Origin of the sequence: Sporomusa aerivorans, from assembly GCF_041428895.1 — a bacterium.
Lineage (GTDB): Bacteria > Bacillota > Negativicutes > Sporomusales > Sporomusaceae > Sporomusa > Sporomusa aerivorans.
This window is the reverse complement of sequence record NZ_CP156926.1, coordinates 5,466,331-5,488,685: the sequence shown is the minus strand read 5'-3', so window position 1 is coordinate 5,488,685 and position 22,355 is coordinate 5,466,331. Positions and strand designations below refer to the sequence as shown.

17 protein-coding genes are annotated in these 22,355 nt (G+C 49.1%); 11 read left to right on the top strand and 6 right to left on the bottom strand.

Going from position 1 to position 22,355, the window contains the following annotated elements; all coding sequences use genetic code 11:
* Window positions 1-320: 320 nt before the first annotated feature.
* From SATMO3_RS26225 to SATMO3_RS26215, 3 genes are read left to right on the top strand one after another with little or no spacing between them, the layout of a single operon-like run.
* A complete protein-coding gene (locus SATMO3_RS26225; protein ID WP_371373253.1) occupies window positions 321-884 on the top strand; it encodes an RNA polymerase sigma factor in 564 nt (187 codons plus the stop codon).
* The gene (locus tag SATMO3_RS26220; protein ID WP_371373250.1) at window positions 868-1,254 is read left to right on the top strand and encodes a hypothetical protein; all 387 of its coding nucleotides are present in this window, start codon (window positions 868-870) and stop codon (window positions 1,252-1,254) included. The genes SATMO3_RS26225 and SATMO3_RS26220 overlap by 17 nt, the downstream gene beginning before the upstream one ends.
* Window positions 1,255-1,290: 36 nt before the next feature.
* A complete protein-coding gene (locus SATMO3_RS26215; RefSeq protein WP_371373248.1) occupies window positions 1,291-1,632 on the top strand; it encodes a hypothetical protein in 342 nt (113 codons plus the stop codon).
* A gap of 120 nt (window positions 1,633-1,752) precedes the next feature.
* Here SATMO3_RS26215 and SATMO3_RS26210 read toward each other — a convergent pair whose 3' ends face one another.
* The 4 genes from SATMO3_RS26210 to SATMO3_RS26195 all read right to left on the bottom strand — a co-directional run bounded on the left by SATMO3_RS26210 (window position 1,753) and on the right by SATMO3_RS26195 (window position 7,440).
* A complete protein-coding gene (locus SATMO3_RS26210; RefSeq protein WP_371373246.1) occupies window positions 1,753-3,162 on the bottom strand; it encodes an amino acid permease in 1,410 nt (469 codons plus the stop codon).
* Window positions 3,163-3,265: 103 nt separating this feature from the next.
* On the bottom strand, window positions 3,266-4,588 hold the full coding sequence (gene gabT / locus SATMO3_RS26205; protein ID WP_371373244.1) for a 4-aminobutyrate--2-oxoglutarate transaminase: 1,323 nt from the start codon (window positions 4,586-4,588) through the stop codon (window positions 3,266-3,268).
* Between the two features lie 179 nt (window positions 4,589-4,767).
* A complete protein-coding gene (locus SATMO3_RS26200; RefSeq protein WP_371373242.1) occupies window positions 4,768-5,985 on the bottom strand; it encodes a PucR family transcriptional regulator in 1,218 nt (405 codons plus the stop codon).
* 36 nt (window positions 5,986-6,021) lie between these two features.
* Window positions 6,022-7,440: an aldehyde dehydrogenase family protein gene (locus SATMO3_RS26195; RefSeq protein ID WP_371373240.1), complete on the bottom strand. Its 1,419-nt coding sequence runs from the start codon at window positions 7,438-7,440 to the stop codon at window positions 6,022-6,024.
* A 411-nt stretch (window positions 7,441-7,851) separates the two neighbouring features.
* Between SATMO3_RS26195 and SATMO3_RS26190 the strand changes: the two genes are divergently transcribed.
* Together SATMO3_RS26190 and SATMO3_RS26185 are read left to right on the top strand one after the other, a co-directional pair.
* The gene (locus SATMO3_RS26190; protein ID WP_371381800.1) at window positions 7,852-8,406 is read left to right on the top strand and encodes a hypothetical protein; all 555 of its coding nucleotides are present in this window, start codon (window positions 7,852-7,854) and stop codon (window positions 8,404-8,406) included.
* A 141-nt stretch (window positions 8,407-8,547) separates the two neighbouring features.
* A complete protein-coding gene (locus SATMO3_RS26185; RefSeq protein WP_371373238.1) occupies window positions 8,548-10,059 on the top strand; it encodes a methylenetetrahydrofolate reductase C-terminal domain-containing protein in 1,512 nt (503 codons plus the stop codon).
* 22 nt (window positions 10,060-10,081) lie between these two features.
* Here the strand turns inward: SATMO3_RS26185 and SATMO3_RS26180 are convergent, their stop codons facing one another.
* On the bottom strand, window positions 10,082-10,936 hold the full coding sequence (locus SATMO3_RS26180; protein WP_371373236.1) for a methyl-accepting chemotaxis protein: 855 nt from the start codon (window positions 10,934-10,936) through the stop codon (window positions 10,082-10,084).
* 371 nt (window positions 10,937-11,307) lie between these two features.
* A complete protein-coding gene (locus SATMO3_RS26175) occupies window positions 11,308-12,066 on the bottom strand; it encodes a D-alanyl-D-alanine carboxypeptidase family protein (RefSeq protein WP_371373234.1) in 759 nt (252 codons plus the stop codon).
* Between the two features lie 442 nt (window positions 12,067-12,508).
* Here SATMO3_RS26175 and SATMO3_RS26170 point away from each other — a divergent pair, with 442 nt between their 5' ends.
* The 6 genes from SATMO3_RS26170 to SATMO3_RS26145 all read left to right on the top strand — a co-directional run bounded on the left by SATMO3_RS26170 (window position 12,509) and on the right by SATMO3_RS26145 (window position 22,333).
* Window positions 12,509-15,376, top strand: coding sequence for an FAD-binding and (Fe-S)-binding domain-containing protein (locus SATMO3_RS26170; protein ID WP_371373232.1), 2,868 nt, complete (start codon window positions 12,509-12,511; stop codon window positions 15,374-15,376).
* Window positions 15,377-15,557: 181 nt separating this feature from the next.
* Window positions 15,558-16,436: a 4-hydroxy-tetrahydrodipicolinate synthase gene (gene dapA / locus SATMO3_RS26165; RefSeq protein ID WP_371373230.1), complete on the top strand. Its 879-nt coding sequence runs from the start codon at window positions 15,558-15,560 to the stop codon at window positions 16,434-16,436.
* A gap of 309 nt (window positions 16,437-16,745) precedes the next feature.
* A complete protein-coding gene (locus tag SATMO3_RS26160; RefSeq protein WP_371373228.1) occupies window positions 16,746-18,341 on the top strand; it encodes a sigma-54 interaction domain-containing protein in 1,596 nt (531 codons plus the stop codon).
* Between the two features lie 290 nt (window positions 18,342-18,631).
* Window positions 18,632-19,510 carry a xanthine dehydrogenase family protein subunit M gene (locus SATMO3_RS26155; RefSeq protein ID WP_371373226.1) on the top strand — a complete coding sequence of 293 codons (879 nt, stop codon included), beginning with the start codon at window positions 18,632-18,634 and terminating at the stop codon, window positions 19,508-19,510.
* The gene (locus SATMO3_RS26150; protein ID WP_371373224.1) at window positions 19,503-19,970 is read left to right on the top strand and encodes a (2Fe-2S)-binding protein; all 468 of its coding nucleotides are present in this window, start codon (window positions 19,503-19,505) and stop codon (window positions 19,968-19,970) included. The genes SATMO3_RS26155 and SATMO3_RS26150 overlap by 8 nt, the downstream gene beginning before the upstream one ends.
* Before the next feature lie 17 nt (window positions 19,971-19,987).
* Complete coding sequence (locus SATMO3_RS26145) at window positions 19,988-22,333, top strand: xanthine dehydrogenase family protein molybdopterin-binding subunit (protein WP_371373222.1); 2,346 nt, start codon at window positions 19,988-19,990, stop codon at window positions 22,331-22,333.
* The last annotated feature ends 22 nt before the right edge of the window (window positions 22,334-22,355 follow it).

Below are 22,355 nucleotides of genomic sequence, written 5' to 3'. Positions count from 1 at the left end.
TGGATCAGTTAGCAGATTTACGTTCTTATTTTTTATTAAACAGCGCTATTTGGCAGTTTGAAAGGGCCAGTTTTGCTAAAGTCGATGAGGCCAGTTGGCGGATTGAAGCAGAATAATAGCGCTAATGTCTAATTGGAATATAAACCATCTGCCAATATTATGCAAGGGTTGGATAAAAGGAAAGTCCACGTCAAGGAGAGAATTATCTGGTCAGTTTGCTTAACGATTATTTTTTTATTGCCGGGTGCAATAAAATACAGGTAATTTCGTCTTAAGAGTATAGGCCGCAATAGCAGCGGAGCGGGGAGCACAGAGATGTTATGCATGACCGGGAGAAAGACCTGATCGAAACTGTTTTTGATGAACAGGACAATTTTATACGTTATGTTCGGCGGAAGATAACGGATATATCGGATATGGACGCCGAGGATATCGTGGCGGATGTTGTTTTCAACCTGTATAACAAAGTCAGTATTGAACATCAGGTGGAAAGTATTCTTGCATACGCATACCGCTCGATTCGTAACAAAATTACCGACTATCTCCGGCAGTCCAAGACCAGCATTCCGCTCGACAAAATCGATTCGGCTTCCGGCCTGATACTGGCGGAAGTTATTCCCGATCCCCAGGCTAATATTGAAATCGAGCTGCAAAATGAAGAAGTGAGGCAACAATTGTATGCGGCTCTCATGGAGCTGGATGCCAAACAGCGGGCCGTCTGGGTTGCCACTGAAATGGAAGGCTACACTTTTAAAGAGTTGGCGGAAAAATGGGGTGAACCAATCGGTACGCTGTTGTCCAGAAAGAGCCGGGCGACAAAAGCCTTAAAGGCGAAATTAAAAGCTGCGATCTGTGAGGGGGTTGAAGATGAAATTCCACAGTAATATGTGTGTAGCAAGAGGTAAACTAATTGTTATTCATGTTTTTGCAGGTATCTTGATGGCACTGTTCTTCGGTCTGATTTTTGGTTATCTTGTGCTTTTGCTTTGGAATAACCTGCTGCCGGATATCTTTGGCTGGAAGGAGATTACCTACTGGCAGGGCGTGGGCTTAGTTATTATGTTCCGGCTGCTATTCGGCTCCCATAGCTGTTATACGCACGAACCGAAATGGAGAAGCAATACGGTTCAGGAGGACGGCTATTCCTTTCCAGACCAAGCCAAACAGGACGAATATTATCAGGCTTGGTGGGAGCAGGAAGGCCAGGCGGCTTTTCGCAGGTATGCAGAGAAACAAGGCGGTAAAACAGAGTAATTACATAGTTAAGACATTATAATAGGAGGGCTAAACATGATTGACGACAAAATTATCGAGGCATTTCATCTGATGTGGGGCAATTTTCCTGAGCCGGTTATGCTGGTGCACAAAACCCGCGAAATCCTGGCGGTAAACGAGGCCTGCCGCCTCGTTGGCGGCACGGCCGGGATAAAGTGTTCTTCCATAGGTTCACCGGAGCGGCACAAACGCTGTCTTGCCAACCAGGCGCTGGCATCGCAGCAAGCCAGTTACTCGAAAGGAGAGTCAAACGGGAAAACCGTAATCGGTTACTGGATTCCGGTTACCGGCCAGCCGGACATTTATGTTCACTTGGGTGTGGGAACCACAATTGATTATGATCAATATAAAGTTTAGCCGGCAAGCTGGTCTTTTAGAAATTTCCAGCCTGTAAGGCGGCTTGCCAGCGAAAAATACCCGGGCTTTACTGAGATAGTAAAGCCCGGGTATTTGGTATTAACCTATCTTGATCAAAACCTACCATTCGGTCCGGATGCTTAGATCGGCCTTTCGCTGAGCCTCGCCTACTTTAAACAGGCGATAGAGAATATACAAAGCGGCATACCAGACCGGAGCTACATATAAAGCGACCAGGTTATCATGGTCGTAGCCCATGCCCAGTGTTACGGCAACCATAAATGCCCCGACAATATAATTGGCGTACGGATAGAACGGCATCGGATACTTAAGCTTGGCAATCTGATCAGGGGTAAGGCTTTTTCGCCATTTGAACTGAATGTACATAATCAGCGACCAGGTCCACATACAACCGGTTGTCGTGATGGCCGACATGTAATAAAATACATTATCCGGTGACACATAATTTAAATATACGCCAATCAGGCAAACCGCGCCGGAGAACAAAATACCATTTGCGGGGACCCTGCTGGCGGAAAGTTTGCCTAAGAAGGCCGGCGCCTCATTTCTCAGGGCCAGGCCATACAGCATCCGACCGCAGACATAGATGCAGCTATTCAGGCAGGACGCCGCCGAAGACAGAATGACCAGGTTTATGATCGAGGCGGCATAGGGAATACCGGCCTTCTCAAAGATCATGACGAAAGGGCTGACACCTTTGGGCAGCGTGTCATAGGGGAAGATGGCCAGGATAGCTACCATGGAACCGACATAGAAGATTAATACCCGCCAGAACACCTTATCGATCGCGGATTTGAGGGAACGTTCCGGATCGGCGGCTTCACCGGCGGTAATCCCGATTAGTTCCACGCCGGAATAGGCGAAGACGACCATAACAAAGGCCATAGCCACCCCCGTCCAGCCAAATGGCATAAAGCCGCCGTGCGACCACAGATTGGCAAAGCCGATAGCCACGCCGCCGTTGCCGAAGCCAAAGAGAATCATTGCAAACCCTACTACCAGCATGGCGATAATGGTTACAACCTTGATCAAAGCAAACCAGAATTCAAATTCACCATAGTACTTAACGGCAATTAGATTAACAATCATGATAATACCCAGGCAAAGAAGGGCGGGGACCCACTGCTCAAGATCGGCCGCCCAATATTTCATATACATACTGACTGCCGAAATTTCGCACATTGCCAGTACAACCCATTGATACCAATAGTTCCAGCCAGTGATAAAAGAAACCAGCGGACCGCAGAACACCCGGGCGTAACCGGCAAAGGATGAGGCAACCGGATTTTCCACAGCTACCTCGCCCAGGGCCCGCAAAACGAAGTACATGACAACACCGCCAAGGGCATAAGCCAGGGTAAGCGCCGGTCCGGCCAGCTTGCTTGCCTGGGCAGAGCCCATAAACAGGGCAACGCCAATGACGCCGCCGATAGCAATTAGCTGTATATGCCTGTCTTTGAGATCCTTTTTGAGATTTTCTTTTTCCAGGCTGAGCATTTTCTCATTCATTTGATTTCGCCTCCTCTTGTGTTTATATAAAAAGACGCTCATCAACAATCAGCCCGATTGTTGACAAGCGTCTTTGCTTGCAATAAAAGCTCTTATGAAAAAATTATCTGGATTCGGCAGCCGCGCGCAGAATACTTTGTTCCAGCACCGTTAGTCCCCGGTCCAACTGCTCGTCGGTAACTACCAGGGGGATCAGCAGACGAATTACATTACTGAAAATCCCGGCGCTAATCAGCATGACTCCTTGCTCCAGACAATACTTCACAATCCTGGCGGTCATTTCTTTGGCCGGCTCTTTGGTCTGGCGGTCTTTAACCAGTTCGATGCCAATCATGGCGCCAATGCCGCGCACATCGCCGATAGTCGGACATTTTTCCTGCAGGGCTTTCAATCTGGTCAACGTAGTGTCGCCGATTCTTGCAGCCTGGCGGCAAAGCTGTTGTTCCTCGATCAGCTTGATGGTCTCCAGACCAGCCACACAGGCCAGCGGATTGCCGCCGTAGGTGCCGCCGATGTTACCGGCGTCTGGGGCGTCCATGTACTCGGCTTTGCCTGTCACCGCGCTTAAAGGGACACCGGCCGCGATGGACTTGGCCGTGGTCATGATGTCCGGTTCAACCCCCCAGTTCTCGACCGCAAACATTTTGCCTGTCCGGCCAAAACCGGTTTGTACCTCATCGGCAATAAGCAGTATTCCTTTTTTCTCACAGATGGCTTTAAGGCCTGGCAGGAATTCACGCGGCGGCACTATGAAACCGCCTTCGCCCTGAATAGGTTCAATAATCATGGCGGCAATGTGTTCGGCATCAATTTCGGCGGTGAAAAACCGCTCAAAGTTTTCCAGACAGTGCAGGCCGCAGGCCGGATAGACAGAGCAATAATGACAGCGGTAACAGTAAGCCGAGGGGACTTTGTAGATCTCCGGCGCCAGCGGTCCGAACCCATATTTGTAAGGCTTAACCTTACTGGTAAGGCTCATGGTCATAAAGGTACGTCCGTGGAACGCCGCTTCGAAGGCGATGATGCCTGTTCGTTTGGTTGCATGACGCGCAATTTTTACTGCATTTTCCACCGCTTCGGCGCCGCTGTTGGCAAACATGGTTTTTTTCGGTGCAGAGCCGGGCATCAGGGAATTGAGCTTTTCCGCCAGCGCCACATAAGGTTCGTACATGGCAATGGCAAAGAAGGAATGAAGCAATTGGTCGGCCTGCTGTTTGATGGCTTTTACGACCGGTTCCGGGCAATGTCCAACATTTAAGACCCCTACGCCCGCATAGAAGTCCAGAAATTCCCGGCCGTCCACATCTGTTATTACAGCGCCGCTGGCTTTTTCTACAAAAACCCCGGTCGAGTTGGCAATTCCGCGGGGAACTGCACTGTTTTTCCGTTCAATCAGTGCATGCGCTTTTTTGGGTGAAGTATTCATCGTGTGCCCTCCCTAACATAATAATCAAAAAGCGCTGGTTATATATCCTAAAAGATATACATTCAGCGCCGTTGCTAAATGAATTATTCAACTGTAACTATAGTCAAATAGTACCAGATACAGGGAAGAGCGTCTATGTGAGCCTATCACAAACTATCCTGCCAGCCTTTGTGCATGGTTTATATGCCACTGTCCAATTGATGACCGACGATAACCCCCAGTTGCAAGGTTAGCCGGTCGTAGGGGTCTGTCAGATTTCTTCCGGAGATTTCCTCAATTTTCTTTAGCCGGTAATCCAAGGTATTGCGATGCACAAACAGCCGTTTTGCTGTTTTGACGGCGTTGCAGTTTTCTTCAAAATAAACAAACAGGGTGCTTACCAGTTCCATATGATGCCTGGTGTCATATTCCTGGAGCGGTTCAATGACCTCCCGATAATACGCAGCCAGCTTTTCAGGCTCCATTTCAAATAATAATTTATAAATACCCAGTTGTTCATAGACACAAACCGGTTTGGCGGCAGGCTGCTGTGCGGCAAAGCGCAGTGCCTTGGCAGCCTGCGCATAGCTCTGCCGGGCGCCCGGCAAACTTTCAAACCGGTCGCCCAGACCGGCCGATACGGTCAGACCCGGCAGCTTATCAGCCAGTTTTGCCAGTATTCCGGTTACGATTTCAACATTTTTAAGCGTGCCTGCAGTTTTATCCTCATGCGGCATGAGTACGATAACATCGTCAACCCGCAGCATAGCCAGAGTTTTTTTACCATGCACTGCGAGGACATCACGGACGATTTGTTCAAAACGTATTTTCAGGGCCACCAGATATTTTTCATCTTTGGCTTTTGGTTGCCGGGCGAATTCAAGTAAGCGGGAGGGGCTTATAATAGCAATCTGATGGGGTTGACTCAAATCATAGTCATAATAAGCCGCCCGCTGACCAATGACTTCGGGGTCTGGTGCGGGGTGGAACAGTAACTGCTCCAAAAAATCGGTTATGGACCGTTCCTCAGTCTGTTTTAAAATAATATGACGGCAGATATCGCCGGTGACTTCAACCAGTTTTACCTCCCAGGGGAGTTCAAAAACAGGGAAACCGGCCTGATCGGCCAGCGTTATAACCTCGGCGGGCACTTCCTTGATATACGGTCCTACATTGACAATAATGCCGGCCAGTTTCTTCCTGATAATGCCGCGCACAATTTCTTTCAGCTTATTAATATCGCCATTCAAGCCGATGCCGGTTATAATTAAGAGTTCGCCGCCCTGAACCCAGGGGAGGACGTCAGGCAAATCGATAAAGTGCACCCAGCGCACGCGGCGGTCCAGCCCCGTGCTTCCGGCTACAAGGGTAAGCTTCTTTAAAGAAGGCAATGTGCATATTTCCCGGCAACTGATCATAACTGGCACCTCCCGTGCGCTGTGCGTGCTTAGTCTTTAAAATTTGAATACAATCAGCTTTTCTTCCGTCATTTCTTTTACCGCATACTGGGGGCCTTCTTTGCCGATCCCGCTTTCCTTGATGCCGCCATAGGGCATATTATCCGTCCGGAAAGTAGCCCCGTCATTGATGATGACGCCGCCTGTTTCAATTCTGACGGCGCATAATCTGGCGATGTCCAACGATTGGGTAAATACGCCGGCCTGCAAGCCGTACACTGAGTTATTTACCTGGTCAATAGCCTCCTCAATGGTGTCGTAGGGGATAATGGAGAAAATCGGTGCGAATGCTTCCAGGCAGACTACGTTCATATCAGGGCGGACATCGGTCAGGATGGTAGGCTCAAACCAGGAGTCACGCCGTTTTCCCCCGGTCAGCACCCTGGCTCCCTGGGCAACAGCCGCCTGAATCCACTCTTCGGTTCTGGCCGCTTCTTCCATGCTAATCATGGGGCCCATATCAGTAGCCGGATCCAATGGATCACCGATAACCAGTTTTTGCGCATAAGCCACCGCCCGGTCGCAAAATTCCTGATATACACGGCGGTGGACATATACCCGCTGGCAGGAGATACATACCTGGCCGGCATTGGCGAAGGCATATTTAGCGCATAGTTCGGCCGTTGCCGGTATATCGGCGTCGTGATGAACAATATTGGCTGAATTAGAACCTAATTCCAACGCTACCCGGCGAAAGCCTGCATTGTTAAGTAAGGTTTTGCCGACTGACGGACTGCCGGTAAAGCTATAGAAACCAATCCGCTCGTCGGCGGTCAGCAGCTTGCCTACCTGGGACCCTGAGCCTGTAACGAGATTAAGGTAGCCGTCAGGCAAGCCGGCTTCAGCAAAAATCTCACATAAGAGAATGCCTGACAGAGGGGTTACTGTTGCCGGTTTGTATACAACCGCATTACCTGCCGCTATGGCTGGACCAATTTTGTGACAGGATAGATTGAGCGGGAAATTAAACGGAGTAATAGCGCAGACAATTCCTACAGGCAGCCGCATGGTAAAGGCCCAGCGATTCTCGCAGCCAGGCGCGCCGGCCAGCGGCACCATTTCGCCGGTCAGACGTTTGGCTTCCTCGGCGGAAAGAATAAGCGTCTGCTCTGCCCGGGCCACTTCAGCCATAGCTTCTTTAATGGGTTTACCCACTTCCTGCGAAAGAATTTCCGCCATTTTCTTTTGATTTTGTTTAAGCAGCTGACTGGCCTTCAGCAGAACTTCATACCGCTTATAAGGCTCCATTTTAATTGTCTTAAAAGCTTTCTCGGCGGCATTTACCGCTTGTGTTACCTCAGCTTCACCAGCTACCGATATACGGGCAATTTCCTTGCCTGTGGCCTTGCCGGTCACACTGAGCTTTTTCTCGGTAACAAGCCACTTGCCATCAATAAATAAACCATATTCCTGCATGCTAAATTCCTCCCTGTCCGGATTTATTGAGAATGTATCCAATGACTTAGCTTCAGATGGGGTTAAAACCCCGCCTGAAGCTAAGTCGACTTTATCATAGACAATGAAGACTGAAACATAATGTGTTTTGGGCACATTATGTTTCAGTCTTCATTGACTCGGTATTCCTAACAGGAATATCTATGACTTTTTCAGAATAACAAACTTTTTCCAGTCAGTCAACGAAAGACCGTTGTGATATCTTCATAATTCGACGATGTTTATCTATGCATATTTCACAAATAAAATAAAAGGACAGCGGATTGCTGTGATAGAGCAGACGATGTTTTAGCTTGATTTTCCCTTGGGAATTTTATACTATAATACTATTGGACGGCAGCCTGGTTGTTCTATACTTTTTATTTAAATGAGGTGATTGTTTTGAAAAAAATTATTTGTAGTTTTCTGTGCCTGTTTGTGCTTTTTAGTTTTGGCGTGTGCGCCGCCTCGCCGGTGGACAGCAATGCTACCGCGGCGGTTGCCTTGTATATTGATACATCAGGACATTATGTACCGGGAATGGATATTTTGAATAAAGCGCTTAATGAAGTCATTCGCTTCAAGGTCAATGCGTTATTGTTAGGGAGTGAAGTTCAATCCGGCAATGAAGTGCTGCGGGACCTCAGCCGGTGCAACATCAGCTCAGGCAGCGACGCTACCGCCGAAGCGCTGGCGGCTTATGGCAGCATGCGCCACGTTAATAATATTATCCTGCTATCGGTTCGCCCCCTGGATGTGGCCATTGACTTAAAACTATACTCTGCTGTAAATAATTCATTTATTGTTGATAAAACCATTACCCGCCCTGACGGCACGGAAGCGCTGTCCACAGTGGAGGCTTTGTCCAATATGGTCGGGGACGAAGTGGACCAGGCGCTGCAATTAGTAAAGAAAACAGTAGCCACTTTGGAAGCGGCGCAAAGCTAGGCTACACCCCGGAACAGCGAAGATTTTAAGGGCCATGACGCAGAAATGCCGCGTCATGGCCTTTTATTGTTTACTGATCATCCTTAGATGATATAATAAGAAAAAATGCAATCGTATAACATAAACAGCGGAGGTAATACCATGACGGCGAAACTTTCTTTGCAGGCCGCGCTGGCTGATCCGGCGCAATTGTCGGTAACCTGGGAACTGGTGCCCGGGCGGGGCGCACGGGAGAAGGCGCAGGAACATCTGGTGAGAATGGCTGAACTGGCTGCTAAGGATGCCAGAATTAATGCTGTGACTATTACTGATAATCCGGGAGGAAAATCGGCGATTACGGCCTACGCCATGGCTGTCGAGGCCAAACGGCTGGGGATTGATCCGCTTGTCCATTTTACTACCAAGGACAAAAACCGGAATGCCCTGGAAAGCGAACTGTACGCCCTGGACAGAGCCGGGATTGAAAATTTGCTGGTAATGACCGGCGATTATCCGGTTAAGGGATATGCGGGGAATGCTAAGCCGGTGTTTGATTTTGACGCGGTGCATGCCCTAAGGCTGATTGTAAAAATGAATGACAGTGCCTATACCAAGCTGGCGCCCACACATTTTTTTGCCGGCGGCGTTGTTTCCCCGTTTAAATCAACCGAAGGCGAAACCATGGCCCAGTATTATAAACTCCACAAGAAAATCGTCAATGGCGCCCGATTTATCATTACGCAACTCGGTTATGACGCCAGGAAGTTTGATGAACTGAAAAAATATGTCGCAATAAGCAATCTGACGGTGCCGCTCATCGGCAATATCTTCATTCTGTCACTGCCGGTGGCCAGGCTGATGAACAAGAATCTGATTCCCGGCTGTGTGGTGACCGACTCCCTGGTAGCCCGGCTGGAGGAAGAGGCTGCTCACAGCAATAAAAGGGAATTGCAGCTTGAGCGGGCGGCCAAGCAGTATGCCGTGCTTAAAGGCTTGCAGTATGAAGGTGTTAATATCGGCGGTCACGGCCTCGATTACAATGATGTGCAATATATTATGGAAAAAGGCGAAGAATTAAGCGCTAACTGGCAGGATATCGCAGCGGCCGAATTTAATTATCCCCAGGCCGGCGGTTTTTATTTCTTTGAACAAGATGCGGCGACCGGGCTGAATACCTGTCAGCCTGTCGACAGGAGACAGACTGGCCGGGGAAGTTCCTCGCTGAAGCAATCAATGATGGACATGGTGCATGAAGCGGCGTTTGATCAAAAGGCGCCACTGTATCCTGTTAACAAGGCCGTCGCCCGCTACATCGATAAATCCTGGTTGAAAAAACCGTTCACCCTGGCTGAGTACACCACTAAAACCATCACGAATGAATGCCGCTTCTGCGGCGATTGCGCCATGCACGAACTTGGTTTCATCTGCCCTATGTCACAGTGCCCCAAGCAGCAACGCAACGGCGCCTGCGGCGGCAGCCGCGACGGGTGGTGTGAAGTCTATCCCGGCAAGCAGAAGTGTATTTATGTACAAATGTATGAGAACTTTAAAAGACATGGCAAGGAAGAACGAATGAAGGAGAAATACATGCCGCCCTGCAACTGGGACCTGCACCGGACCTCCTCCTGGCTCAACTATTTCAATGACCGGGATTATAACAATAACAAGGATTAAAAGGCAAGGCAAAAGGCTTGCGTTACTTTGCTTCAGCCATAGACCGGAGATCTTCGCAGACATGATACAACTCGGAGACCATATTTGTAATTGACTGAACGGCGGTACTTTGGCCAGCGGTTATGGCCGCTGTCTGCTGCGTGTTTTTGATGACGGCTTCCATCGAAGCCGTCAACTGCTGCAGCATGGCTTTGATATCTTTGGCAGACTGATTGCTCTGATCTGACAGTTTGCGTACTTCTTCCGCGACAACACTGAAGCCGCGCCCGTGTTCGCCTGCCCTGGCGGATTCTATAGCCGCATTTAAGCCTAACAGATTGGTCTGGCTGGCGATTTGCTGAATAGTTGTTATAATTTTACCGGTATTATTGACATCTGTGGATGCCTTACCGGATAGATCGGCGACTTTTTGCATGGTAGCCGCGAACTCTTGCTGCGCACTTTCTAACTTGTGCACAGTATCCGCAATTGTGCTTATCGAATCACTGGCCCGGATTACTTGGCCGCGCAGATTGTTCTTATTCTCTTTATCCGCCAATTCCATGCGGACTAAGCCGGCGGCGATTTTTACCACCGGCCGCACGATTTCCGGATTGCCTGTTATACCAAATGTCCCGATGCGCTCGCCCCGAAAATCAATAGGCAAGTTTACGCCTGCTTTTACACTACCATCCGGTTTCTGTTGCTCCTCTTCCAGAGAGATGATGATTTCGTCAAGATTTTCCCTGAGAATTCTTTGTGAGCCACTGTGGGTTAACCCAATTCTCGATGCGGCCTTAGCGGCAATAATCTCTCCTTTATTATTACATACAATGGAAGAGTAACCTGCCTCAGCAAAGATAAAGTTAATAATACGGTTAGCGATATCAGCATCCAACGAACAACACCTCCACAAAATTAAACAACTTTTTATGACGAGTCTTATAGGTCTTGGTTTGCAACTGTAAACAGACCCGGAGCATTGGTTACAAGCGGTTGAATAATTATTTGACAAACAAGGGACATACACCTGTAAGATTCTATAGTCCTCAACAAGAATTTTTCTTGGATGATGTTGTTGGAATGGCGTATTTTTCACAATACAAAGCGCAAGCGTTTTATCCGGCGGCTAACCTTCATATGGGGCTAAAACCCCATGAAGGTTAGCCTGCTTTATTCTCGCAAGGTGCAAGGATGTTAAAACTGGCCCGTACTTTTTATAGTTCGGGCCAGTTTGCTTGCTGCGGGCATTCGTTCATATTTAATTCATTATAAGTTGAGATATTCTTCCAGACAAACGCCAAGTTCATAAATATGTTTGGCGTACTCCAAGCCGACATAACGAAAATGCCATGGTTCATAGTCAATATTTGTTATAGCTTCCTTGCCGTCATCATAGCGGAGAATGAAACCATATTTCCAGGAGTTTTTGCGCAGCCAGAGGCCTTGCGCAGTGTTGGCAAAATCATAATTCAGCACATAATCGCGGTCCAGGAAGCTCTTTAAGGTAAAATCAACAGCCAAACCGGTCTGATGCTCACTGGCGCCGGGCGGGGCCACCAGCTTTTCCGCCATAGCTTCGGCCTTTTCCTTGTACTCTGACCGCAGGCTGGCGATTTTGTTGGCATGTACGGCGACCTGGGTTTGATAAGAACGATAGCCGCTGTAAACAACAAGCCCCTGTATGCCTTCGCGTTCGGCGCCGTCCAGCATAGCCTGCAAAGCGACAGCCGCCGGCTGGCGCAAATATACGCCATGGATGGCGCGTAAGTCGGCAGGTTCCTGGCCGGCGCCCATACGGACAGATTTATTGACCAGAATTAATTCCGGCAGGTTTTTATCAATAACCGGCTTCGTCAGGAGGGGGGCCTGGCCAGGAACTGCTGCTTCCGGGGAGGCTTCTATTGCTTGGCTGGCAGCCGGAACTCCCTGACCGGGAGACTGATAGAGTATATAACAGGCTAACGGCAAAATAATGCCTGTGAAGGTAATGAGCAGAAATATAAAACGTCGCTGAAATAGAGTCATAACCATGACCTCAATCATTCTAGGAGTTTGTTTCAAAGAGTCTTCACTATATACTATAGCAAACTTTGCGGCGATAATGTTATTTTTCTTACAGATTTTAGACTTTTCACAGCAGGAAAAAGCTTCCGGCCAAATAGCGCGGAAGCTCGGCGCAAGTTGTGCTTTATTTATCCGACGACTAACCGGCTCCAATACCCCCGCTTCCACAAGTGGGAGTTATACCCCTACGGGCACAGGCGAGCGGCTAAGTCCCTGGATAAGGGTAACTAACCTTCAGATGGGGTTAAAACCCCACCTGAAGGTTAGTCTACTTTATAATGAATCTTTGAAGAATAAAATTATTTAAAGAAGTTGTAAAGCGGAAGGTTTTTGACTATATTTAGCGAATAATTTCTATAAAATGACAAAATTCTGCAAATAACAAAGGCGGGTGTGGATAACCATGAGTATGCGGCCAGTCCAAGCGGATATTTTAGCTCTTCCCGGCAATTACCAGCAATTTTACCAGGAAGTAGTGCGCTTTATTCCCCAAAACCGTATTTTCGCCGATCCAATACGAACACTGGCCTATGGCGTTGACGCCAGCCTTTACCGTATTAATCCCAAATTGGTTGTGAAGATCCGGACACCGGAGGAAGTCGCGGAAATTTTCAAAATCGCCGACAGACTCAAAACACCGGTTACCATTCGGGCCGCCGGCACAAGTCTGTCCGGCCAGGCGCTCACTGATTCGGTACTCCTGATCATGGGCGGAGGCTGGAGTCAGTATCATATTGACGATCAGGGTGGGACCATCATGCTGGAACCGGGGATTTTGGGGGCTGAAGCCAATTATTATCTAAAACCGTATGCCCGGAAGATAGGCCCGGACCCAGCCTCCATCAATTATGCCATGATCGGCGGTATTGCCGCCAACAATGCCAGTGGCATGTGCTGCGGTACAGCCGATAACAGCTATAAAACGATAGCCGCCATGAAAATCATCTTTGCTGACGGGGCATTCTTAGACACGGCCGAACCTGAGTCATGCCGGGTATTTATTGACCAGCACCCGGACTTGATAGCCGGCATAGCGGCCATCCGCGACGAAATTAACGCTGATGTAGAGCTCCGGGACAGTATTATCCATAAATTTAAAATTAAAAATACCACCGGTTATGGTATCAATGCTTTTGTCGATTATCATAACCCCATAGATATTATCAGCCACCTGATGATTGGTTCTGAAGGAACTTTAGGATTTATTGCCGGCGTGACGTATAGGACAGTCGTGGAACATGCCCATAAAGCATCGGCGCTCATGATCTTTCCTGATATTAAGCAGGCCTGTCTGGCGGTAATGCGACTCGAGCGTCCTTTGGTTGCCGCCGCCGAATTACTGGACCGTACTTCACTCAAATCGGTTGAGGATAATGCCGGCATGCCTGCCTATCTGAAAGAACTGGATGAGCAGGCGACGGCGCTGCTGGTGGAAATCAGAGCCCTTGACCGGGCCACGCTGGAAGAAAGCATAAAAAGCACTGTCGACCGTTTGGCTGACATACCTGTTGTGTTGCCCATTACCTTTACCGATATCAAGGCTGAATATGAACAATTGTGGAAAATCCGCTCCGGCATTTTTCCTGCAGTCGGCGGCATTCGCCGCCAGGGAACTTCAGTTATCATTGAGGACATTGCTTTTCCCAAAGAAGTGCTGGCCGATGCTGTTCTAGCCCTGCGGGAATGCATGAACCGGCATGGTTATGAAGATGGCATAATATACGGTCATGCCCTGGATGGGAATGTTCATTTTGTCTTTACCCAGACGTTTGATGGCCCGGACGATGTCATACGCTACCAAAACTTCATTAACGAAGTATGCAGTATGGCAGTGGAGCGCTTCGACGCTTCCCTTAAAGCCGAGCATGGCACAGGCCGCAATATGGCTCCCTTTGTCGAATTGGAGTGGGGACAAAAAGCTTACAGATATATGAAAGAAATTAAGCGGATATTTGATCCGGGCAATTTGCTTAACCCGGATGTTGTGATTACGGATAATCCCAGTGTATATCTGGAAAATTTGAAGTTGATGCCGCCGGTTAATGAGATTGTCGACAAGTGTATGGAGTGCGGTTTCTGTGAAATTAACTGTCCGTCCCTGCAACTGACAAGCAGCCCGCGGCAGCGTATTGCCACACAGCGGGAAATTGTCCGCCTGCGGGCTGCCGGTACTGATCCTGACCGGCAGCACCGGCTGGAGCGGGATTATGTCTATTTCGGTGAAGAAACCTGCGCAACCGACGGATTATGCCAAACAACCTGCCCGCTGGCCATTAATACAGGGACTTTTACTAAGCATTTGCGCTTTACACAGACCACGGCCAGAGGACGCAACATTGCCAAATTTGTCGCCGGGCATTTCCAAGGTGTGACCTCTCTGGCCAAGCTTGGGCTGGCCGGTGCGCATCTGGCGCATACCGTTTTAGGTACATGCACCTTTGAAAAAGTAACAAGAACAGCCAGGTCCGTTAGTGGCGGCAGAATTCCCAAATGGAGTAAATGGCTGCCCAAGGCCAGTGCCAGCCTTGGCTTTTTGCCGGCTTCCCGGGATTCTGACCGCAAAGTTGTCTATTTTCCCAGCTGCGTTAGCCGGACTATGGGACCGGCAAGGGAAGATAAGGATCAGCGTTCGCTGCACCAGGTTATGCTGTCGCTCTTAAACAAGGCAGGCTATACTGTTATTTATCCCCCGAAAATGGAGGAAATGTGTTGTGGTATGCCACTCGAAAGCAAAGGCTATTTCGCCGCGGCTGACGAAATGAGCGCCGCCCTGGAAAAAGTGTTGCTGGCCTGCAGCAATAACGGCCAATATCCTGTACTGTGCGATACCAGTCCTTGCGTGTACCGGATGAGGCGGGTAATGGATAAAAAGCTGACAATCCTCGATACTGTCGAGTTTATTCATGACCATTTGTTGGACGAATTAGATATTAGAAAGTCGCCGGAAACAGTAGCCGTCCATGTAACCTGCAGCGCCACAAAAATGGGTCTTACCGAAAAGTTCCGGTCCATTGCAGAAACTTGCGCAGCCAAGGTGATTATGCCCGAGAAGGTAAAGTGCTGCGGCTTTGCCGGCGACAAGGGATTTGAGATTCCTGAGCTTAATGAATCAGCGTTGGAACACCTGAAAGAAGCGTTGCCTGCCGACTGTGGTTGCGGTTATTCCAACAGCCGTACCTGCGAAATCGGTCTGGCGGATAAAAGCGGTATCAGTTATCAGTCCATTGCGTATCTGGTTGACAGGTGTTCTTTGGGAGGAAAGAATAGCTAACAGATATTACAGAAAGGATTCTTATCATAAAAAGCACGAAACTCCTGCTAATTTTTGTTCAATTTGGCAGGAGTTTTGCATTTTTGTGCTAAAGTAATATATATAGTGTAAAGCTAATAACTACTACCTGGAATTCATGTTTCAAATTTGAGAAATTAAAATAAAAGGCGGTTAATTACTAATGAAAAAACCATTATTTATCGGTTCTGCAGTGGCGATTGTGACTCCCTTTACCGAAAATGGCGTAGATTATGAGACCTTGGCTAAACTAATTGAGTTTCAAATTAAAGGCGGCTCAGACGCCATTGTAGTCTGTGGCACCACCGGCGAAGCTTCCACCATGCCTGATGATGAGCATATCGCCGTTATCAAATTTGCGGTGGAAACCGTCAATAAGCGTGTTCCCGTCATTGCCGGCGCCGGCAGCAATGATACCCGGCACGCTATAGAATTAACGAAAGCGTCGGAAGCGGTCGGCGCAGACGGGATACTGTCGGTTACTCCCTATTACAATAAAGCTACCCAAAAAGGATTATATGAACATTTCAAGGCCATTGCCAATAGTGTCAGCATCCCAATTATTTTATACAATGTGCCCAGCCGGACCAATCTGAATCTGAATCCCGAAACGGTAAAGGCCTTGGCGGAACTGGACAATATCATCGCGGTTAAGGAATGTAATCTTGGACAGGTAGGCGATATTGTCAACTTGTGCGGTGAAGACTTTGCCGTGTACTCCGGTGAAGATGCTAACATTCTGCCGGTATTGTCTTTGGGCGGGAAAGGTGTTATTTCCACAATGGCCAACGTTATCCCGCAAGATACGCATGCCATGGTTGAAAAGTTCTTCCAGGGGGATATCAAAGGGGCTACCAGACTGCAGCTAAAAGCGCTCAATCTCATCAAGGCTTTATTCAGTGAAGTGAATCCTATTCCTGTAAAAGCCGCTGTGAATTTGCTGGGTTTTGAGGCCGGACAATGTCGGATGCCGTTAACTGAACTAAGTGACAGCAATCTGGAATATCTCCGCGCCGAGATGAAAGCGTATGGCTTGATTTAAAAAAAAGATGCATCGGAACCCCCATTTGCTGTTGGCTGACGGTGAATGGGGGTTTTTGCCGGAATACAGGCTATTATGGCGATTAATTTGAAAATTCGACAAGTGAAATTGATCACTTGACAGGATGTACTATCATACATTACAATTAAGAAAAAAATACTGATTATATACTTTATATATAGTTGAGTCGTCGCAGACTTTCTCGCAAGCAATAATTTGTGAGAAGGTCTTTTTTTTTGGGTTATTTTGACTAAACCTGCCAGGTAATCGCCGAAAACTAAGTTATTTGTACAGGAAGGGAGTATTATTATGTCTGGACTTCTTGAATGTTTGTTGCAAGCGCTGTTGCCGATCGCTCGCATAACCGGCGGATATGCCACGATTACAGATAGGGAAGGTGTCCGGATCAGGACCGTGGATTCCGCAGGGCGGGAAGTCCAAACCCTGAAAGGCAAAATATATAATTTAGCCAGGGAAGCCGGCCAGAGCGGAAAAATGAGTGTTGGTCCTTCGCAAATTACCGAGGGAGCCGAAGCCTGGTGTTTGCCGCTAGGGGATTATGTACTGGCAGCAAGTAATTTTGAGCGGCTAAAATGCGAGGAAGAACTGGCGGAATCGCTTAAACAGGCCTTGCCCTTTATTGCCCGGGTCGCGGGCGGCGAAGCCGTGCTTTTTAACGAGGAAGGCCGGCGCATCGCCAGTGTCGGCGTAGATGGCCGCAACAATACTAACTATATTGGCAAAGTCAGTATCGCCGCTCAGCAAGCCATCCAGAGCCAGCGCCCGGTAATCGGTGAATCCATTTCCGGGATGGGAGCGGTGGCGGTCCGGATTCCCATAACCCGCAAGTTTGGCTTTGGTTTTAATAATGAACAGGGTGTGCTGCGCCAGCGCAAATTGCTGGAAGAGGTCAAAAAGTTTCAATATGCCCGGTATAATTTTACCGATATTATCGGCGCAAGTGAAGCTATAGAAAAGATGAAAAGCAGGGCAGCGTTTGTTGCCAACGGCATATCCTCCATTATCATCTCCGGTGAAACCGGTACCGGCAAAGAGCTGTTTGCCCAATCCATCCACAATGCCAGCGAACGGCGAAGCAAACCGTTTATTGCCATTAATTGCGGGGCTTTGCCGGAATCGCTTATTGAAAGCTGTTTTTTCGGTTACGAAGAAGGCGCTTTTACCGGCGCAAAAAAGAAAGGCAGCCCGGGAGCTTTTGAGCAGGCCAATGGCGGGACCATCTTTCTTGATGAAATCAGTGAAATGGATTTCAATCTGCAAAGCAAACTGTTACGCGTCTTGCAGGAAAGAGAGGTAACCCGGATTGGCGGGGGCGAGCCGCTGAGGGTTGACGTACGGGTCATTGCCTCAACAAACCGGGATTTAGTGGAAATGATACATAACGGAACTTTCCGGAATGACCTGTATTATCGCCTGAATGTCGTAGAACTTAAGATTCCGGCTTTGCGGGAACGGTTGGAGGATATTCCGGCGCTGGTCAAGGTATTTATTAATGAATTCAATAATCTGCTGGGAAAATACGTTACCGGGATTTCTGATCGGGCCATATACCAGCTATGCCGGTATCAGTGGCCGGGCAATATCCGGGAACTTAAGAATTGCATTGAATATATCATGAATATTGTTAGTATCAACGAAAACACAATTGAACTGAGTCACTTGCCCCAGTACATTCACAGCGCATTATCACAGAGTAGGGAAGAGAAATATTTTGGTACATTAGCGGAAGCCGTTGCGGTTGCTGAAAGAGAGTCAATTATTGGAACTCTTAAGCATACCGGCGGCGCCAAAAGAGAAGCAGCCAAACTTCTGGGAGTCAGCACTACGACTTTGTGGCGCAAAATTGTCGAATTAGGGATTGAGACAAACATAAGCATCCGCTGAAGCGGTAGCCGTAATTGCGATTCTGGAAGATACATTACAAGAATGAAATATGTCATTGTTGGCCATTTTCACTGATTGTGGCCCAAAACGCCGGATGCATTTCAAGTTTGAAATGCATCTTTGTGTATCAAAAGGAAAAGGCGATTTTGCCCGCAAGAGAAAAAACGGCTGAACGCCCCGGTAAATAACGATTTGTCGAAATGAATGACAGTTGTTTACGCGGTTTCACCATGTTGGCATGATAATTGCGATTACTATTTAGCAAGTGAAATCAGGGGGTGGAACCATTCATGGAATTTACCTATTATAATCCGAAAAGTATGCAGGCTCTGGTCGACACTCTACAGGCTTTGCAAAATTATGTTATTTTGGCCGGCGGAACCGATTTGCTGGTAAAGATGAAAGAAAAGCTACTGCGGCCTATGCCGCAGGCAGTTGTTGATATAAATGGAATCGAGGCATTGCGGGAGATCAGGGAAGAAGGCAATTCTATCATGATTGGCGCTCTTGTCAGCCATAACGAACTCACAAAGTCGGCGCTTATCAATAAGAAAGCTGTTGTTTTGGCAGAAGCGGCAGAACTGGTCGGCTCGCCGCAAATTCGCAACAGGGGAACGGTTGGCGGCAATATCTGCAATGCCTCGCCGGCGGCCGATACCGTACCGGCTTTACTGGCGCTTGGCGCCAGAGTTAAGGTCAGTTATCAGGACGGCTTTCTGGAAATGCCGCTGGCCGAAGTATTCAAAGGCCCGGGTAGAACCTGTTTGGCGCCAGGACAATTTATCAGCTGTATAAAGGTGAATTCCCTGCAAGCCGATGAGGGGGCAGCCTTCTTAAAATTCGGCAAGCGTAAAGCCCTGGCCATTGCGATGATTAATTGCGCAGTATGGCTGAAACTGGACGGTGACGTCATTAGCGACGTGCGCATTGCCTTTGGTTCGGTAGCGCCTACGCCTATTCGACTGTATGAACTGGAAAAGTGGCTGCAGGGAAAACCGGCCACCAGTGCAGTGTTTGCGGAGGCAGGTCTGGAGGCTGCGCAACTGATTAAGCCCATTGATGATATTCGCTGTAAGGCGAGTTACCGTACCCGCCTGGCACGGGTTATTGTTTACCGAAGTTTAGTGGCGGCGGCCGAGCGAGCGCAAATGAGGTGTTCTTGTGAGTAAGACGTTAATAACATTTACCTTAAATGAGCAACCGACCAAAATCGAGGTAGAACCCAACCTGCTGCTGGTGGATATGCTGCGGGACCGTTTAGGGCTTACCGGCACGAAAATCGGTTGCGGGGAAGGCGATTGCGGGGCTTGTACCGTGCTGCTGGACGGAAAAACAGTAAACTCCTGTTTGATTCTGGCCGTTCAGGCTGACGGACATAACGTACTTACGGTGGAAGGCTTAGGCACTTATGACAAGCTTCACCCACTGCAGGAAGCGTTCATTGCCGAGGGGGCGGTGCAGTGCGGTTTTTGTACTCCTGGCATGCTGCTTAGCGCCAAATCGCTGCTAGATGAAAATCCCCAGCCCACACGGCAAGAGATAGCCAAACACATTTCTGGAAATTTATGCCGGTGTACCGGTTATGCAAAAATAATCAACGCCATAGAAAAAGTAGCCCACGGTCAGTAGGCTGGGAGGTGAGTGAATTGAGCCAGTATCGGGTTGTAGGTCATTCTGTGAAAAAGGTGGATGCAGTAAACAAAGTATTGGGGAAAGCTCAATTTGCTGCTGATATTCATTTCGACGGAATGTTGTATGTCAAAGTACTTCGCAGTAATGTGCCGCATGGCATATTAAAAGCGATAGATGTGGCGGAGGCTGAGGCATTGCCGGGTGTGGCGGCGGTTTTAACAGGCAGGGATGTACCGGGACCTAACAGTTCGGGCATGATTGTTAAAGATGAGCCGGTGGTAGTAAAAATCAATGAAAAAATCCGCAAAATCGGGGATCCGCTGGCCTTAATTGCCGCCGAGAGCGAAGTTTTGGCGGAAAAGGCGCTGGCGCTTATCAAAGTCGAGATCGAAGAGCTGCCGCCGGTTTTTGATCCGGTAGCTGCCATGGCTGAGGGCGCTCCCCGCCTGTATGCCGACGGCAATATTCTGTCTGTCCGCAAAATCCGCAGGGGTGATGCGGCAGCTGCTTTTGAAAAGTGTGCCGTGGTGGTCGAACACGAATACCGGACACAAATGGTCGAGCATGGCTATATTGAGCCTGAAGCAGGAGTTGCCAAACTGGACGGTGATGTGCTGACAATCTGGGTATCCACCCAGAATCCGCATTTTGACGCCCGCGAGGTGGCCCGCAATCTTAAGCTTGGCTTAGACAAGGTACGGGTCATTCAGGCTGTAACCGGCGGCGGCTTTGGCGGGAAACTGGATATCTCAGTGCAGATTCACCTGGGGCTTATTGCCGTAAAAACCCGCCGGCCGGTAAAGTTTGTCTACAGCCGGACCGAGTCCATTATCAATTCGGCTAAGCGCCATCCCTGCATAATCAAAATGAAGACAGGAGCCGATGCAGCCGGTAAACTGCTGGCGATGGAATGCTCCATCATCGGTGATACCGGAGCATATGCATCCTATGGGCCGGGAACGCTTACCCGGACAGCCGTACATGCAACCGGTCCGTATGAAATTCCTAATGTTATGATCGATGCCTATACGGTATACACCAATAACCCTACAGCCGGTGCGATGCGAGGTTTTGGCGTACCCCAGGTAGCCTTTGCCCATGAGTCGCAGATGGATATGCTGGCTGAGAAACTGGGGATATCACCGCTGGCGATACGTCTTAAGAATGCGTTTCGACCCGGTTCGGTTACGGCAACAGGAGCCACGCTGGAGCAGAGTGTCGGCATTGTGCCGACTCTGGAAAAAACGGCCGATGCCGCCGGAAAAGTAGTCGGCAGGCAAGCGGCAGAAAAGAGCACTAAGAAATACGGCGCCGGAATCGGCTCCATGTGGTATGGCATTGGCAACACCGGGCTGCCTAACCCGTCCGGGGCCTACGTAAACCTGCTGGATGACGGTACCGCCCTCGTACTGACCGGCTGCGCCGATATTGGTCAAGGTTCGGATACCGTTATGACCCAGATTGTTGCCGAGGAATTCGGCATTGATTTAGCAGATGTGCGTGTTGTTTCGGCCGATACCGGCATTACTCCTGACGGCGGGGCCTCTTCGGCCAGCCGGCAGACCTATATTTCCGGCAACGCCGTCAGGCTGGCGGCGCAGGAAGCAAAAAAAGTGATTATTGAAATGGCCGCGAGCATGCTGGGAGTGACTCCCGGTGAAGTGATAGTAGGATATAAAGAACTTTGTGTCCGGACGAACTCTCAGCAGTCGCAGTTTTTGACCGATTGCCAGAGCGAGTGCCGAATAGACCTGGGATTGCCGGCTCAGGGCAAAGGGCAGTCGGTATCGCTGGCAGATTGTATTGCCCAGTGCCGGGCTAAAGGCAAGCTTACTTTAGGGCATGGCTGGTTCAACCCGGATACTACCGGCCTAAATCCCGATACCGGACAAGGCCGCCCTTATGCCACTTACGCCTTTGCCACACAGATTGCCGAAGTGGCCGTAGATACCGAATCAGGTGAGATTGAAGTCATCAGGATCGTGGCCGCCCATGATGTCGGACAGGCTATCAACCCGGTTAATATTGAAGGACAGATTGAAGGCGGCTGTACCATGGGGCTTGGCTACGCGCTAACAGAAGAAATACAGGTAAACGAGGGCCGGATTCTGACCAAGAACCTGGCCACCTACCTGATGCCTACAGCGCTGGACGTTCCGGAGATACACCCCTATATAGTGGAAGAACTGGAACAAACAGGCCCGTTCGGAGCCAAGGGAGTGGGCGAGCCTACCCTGATCCCGACGGCGGCGGCAATTACCAATGCGGTTTACAATGCCATTGGCGTGCGTTTTACCGAATTGCCGATAACGCCGGAAAAAGTACTGGAACGACTGCACGCTATCGAAAATTGCAGCTAACGATTATTTCCACCAACAGGCG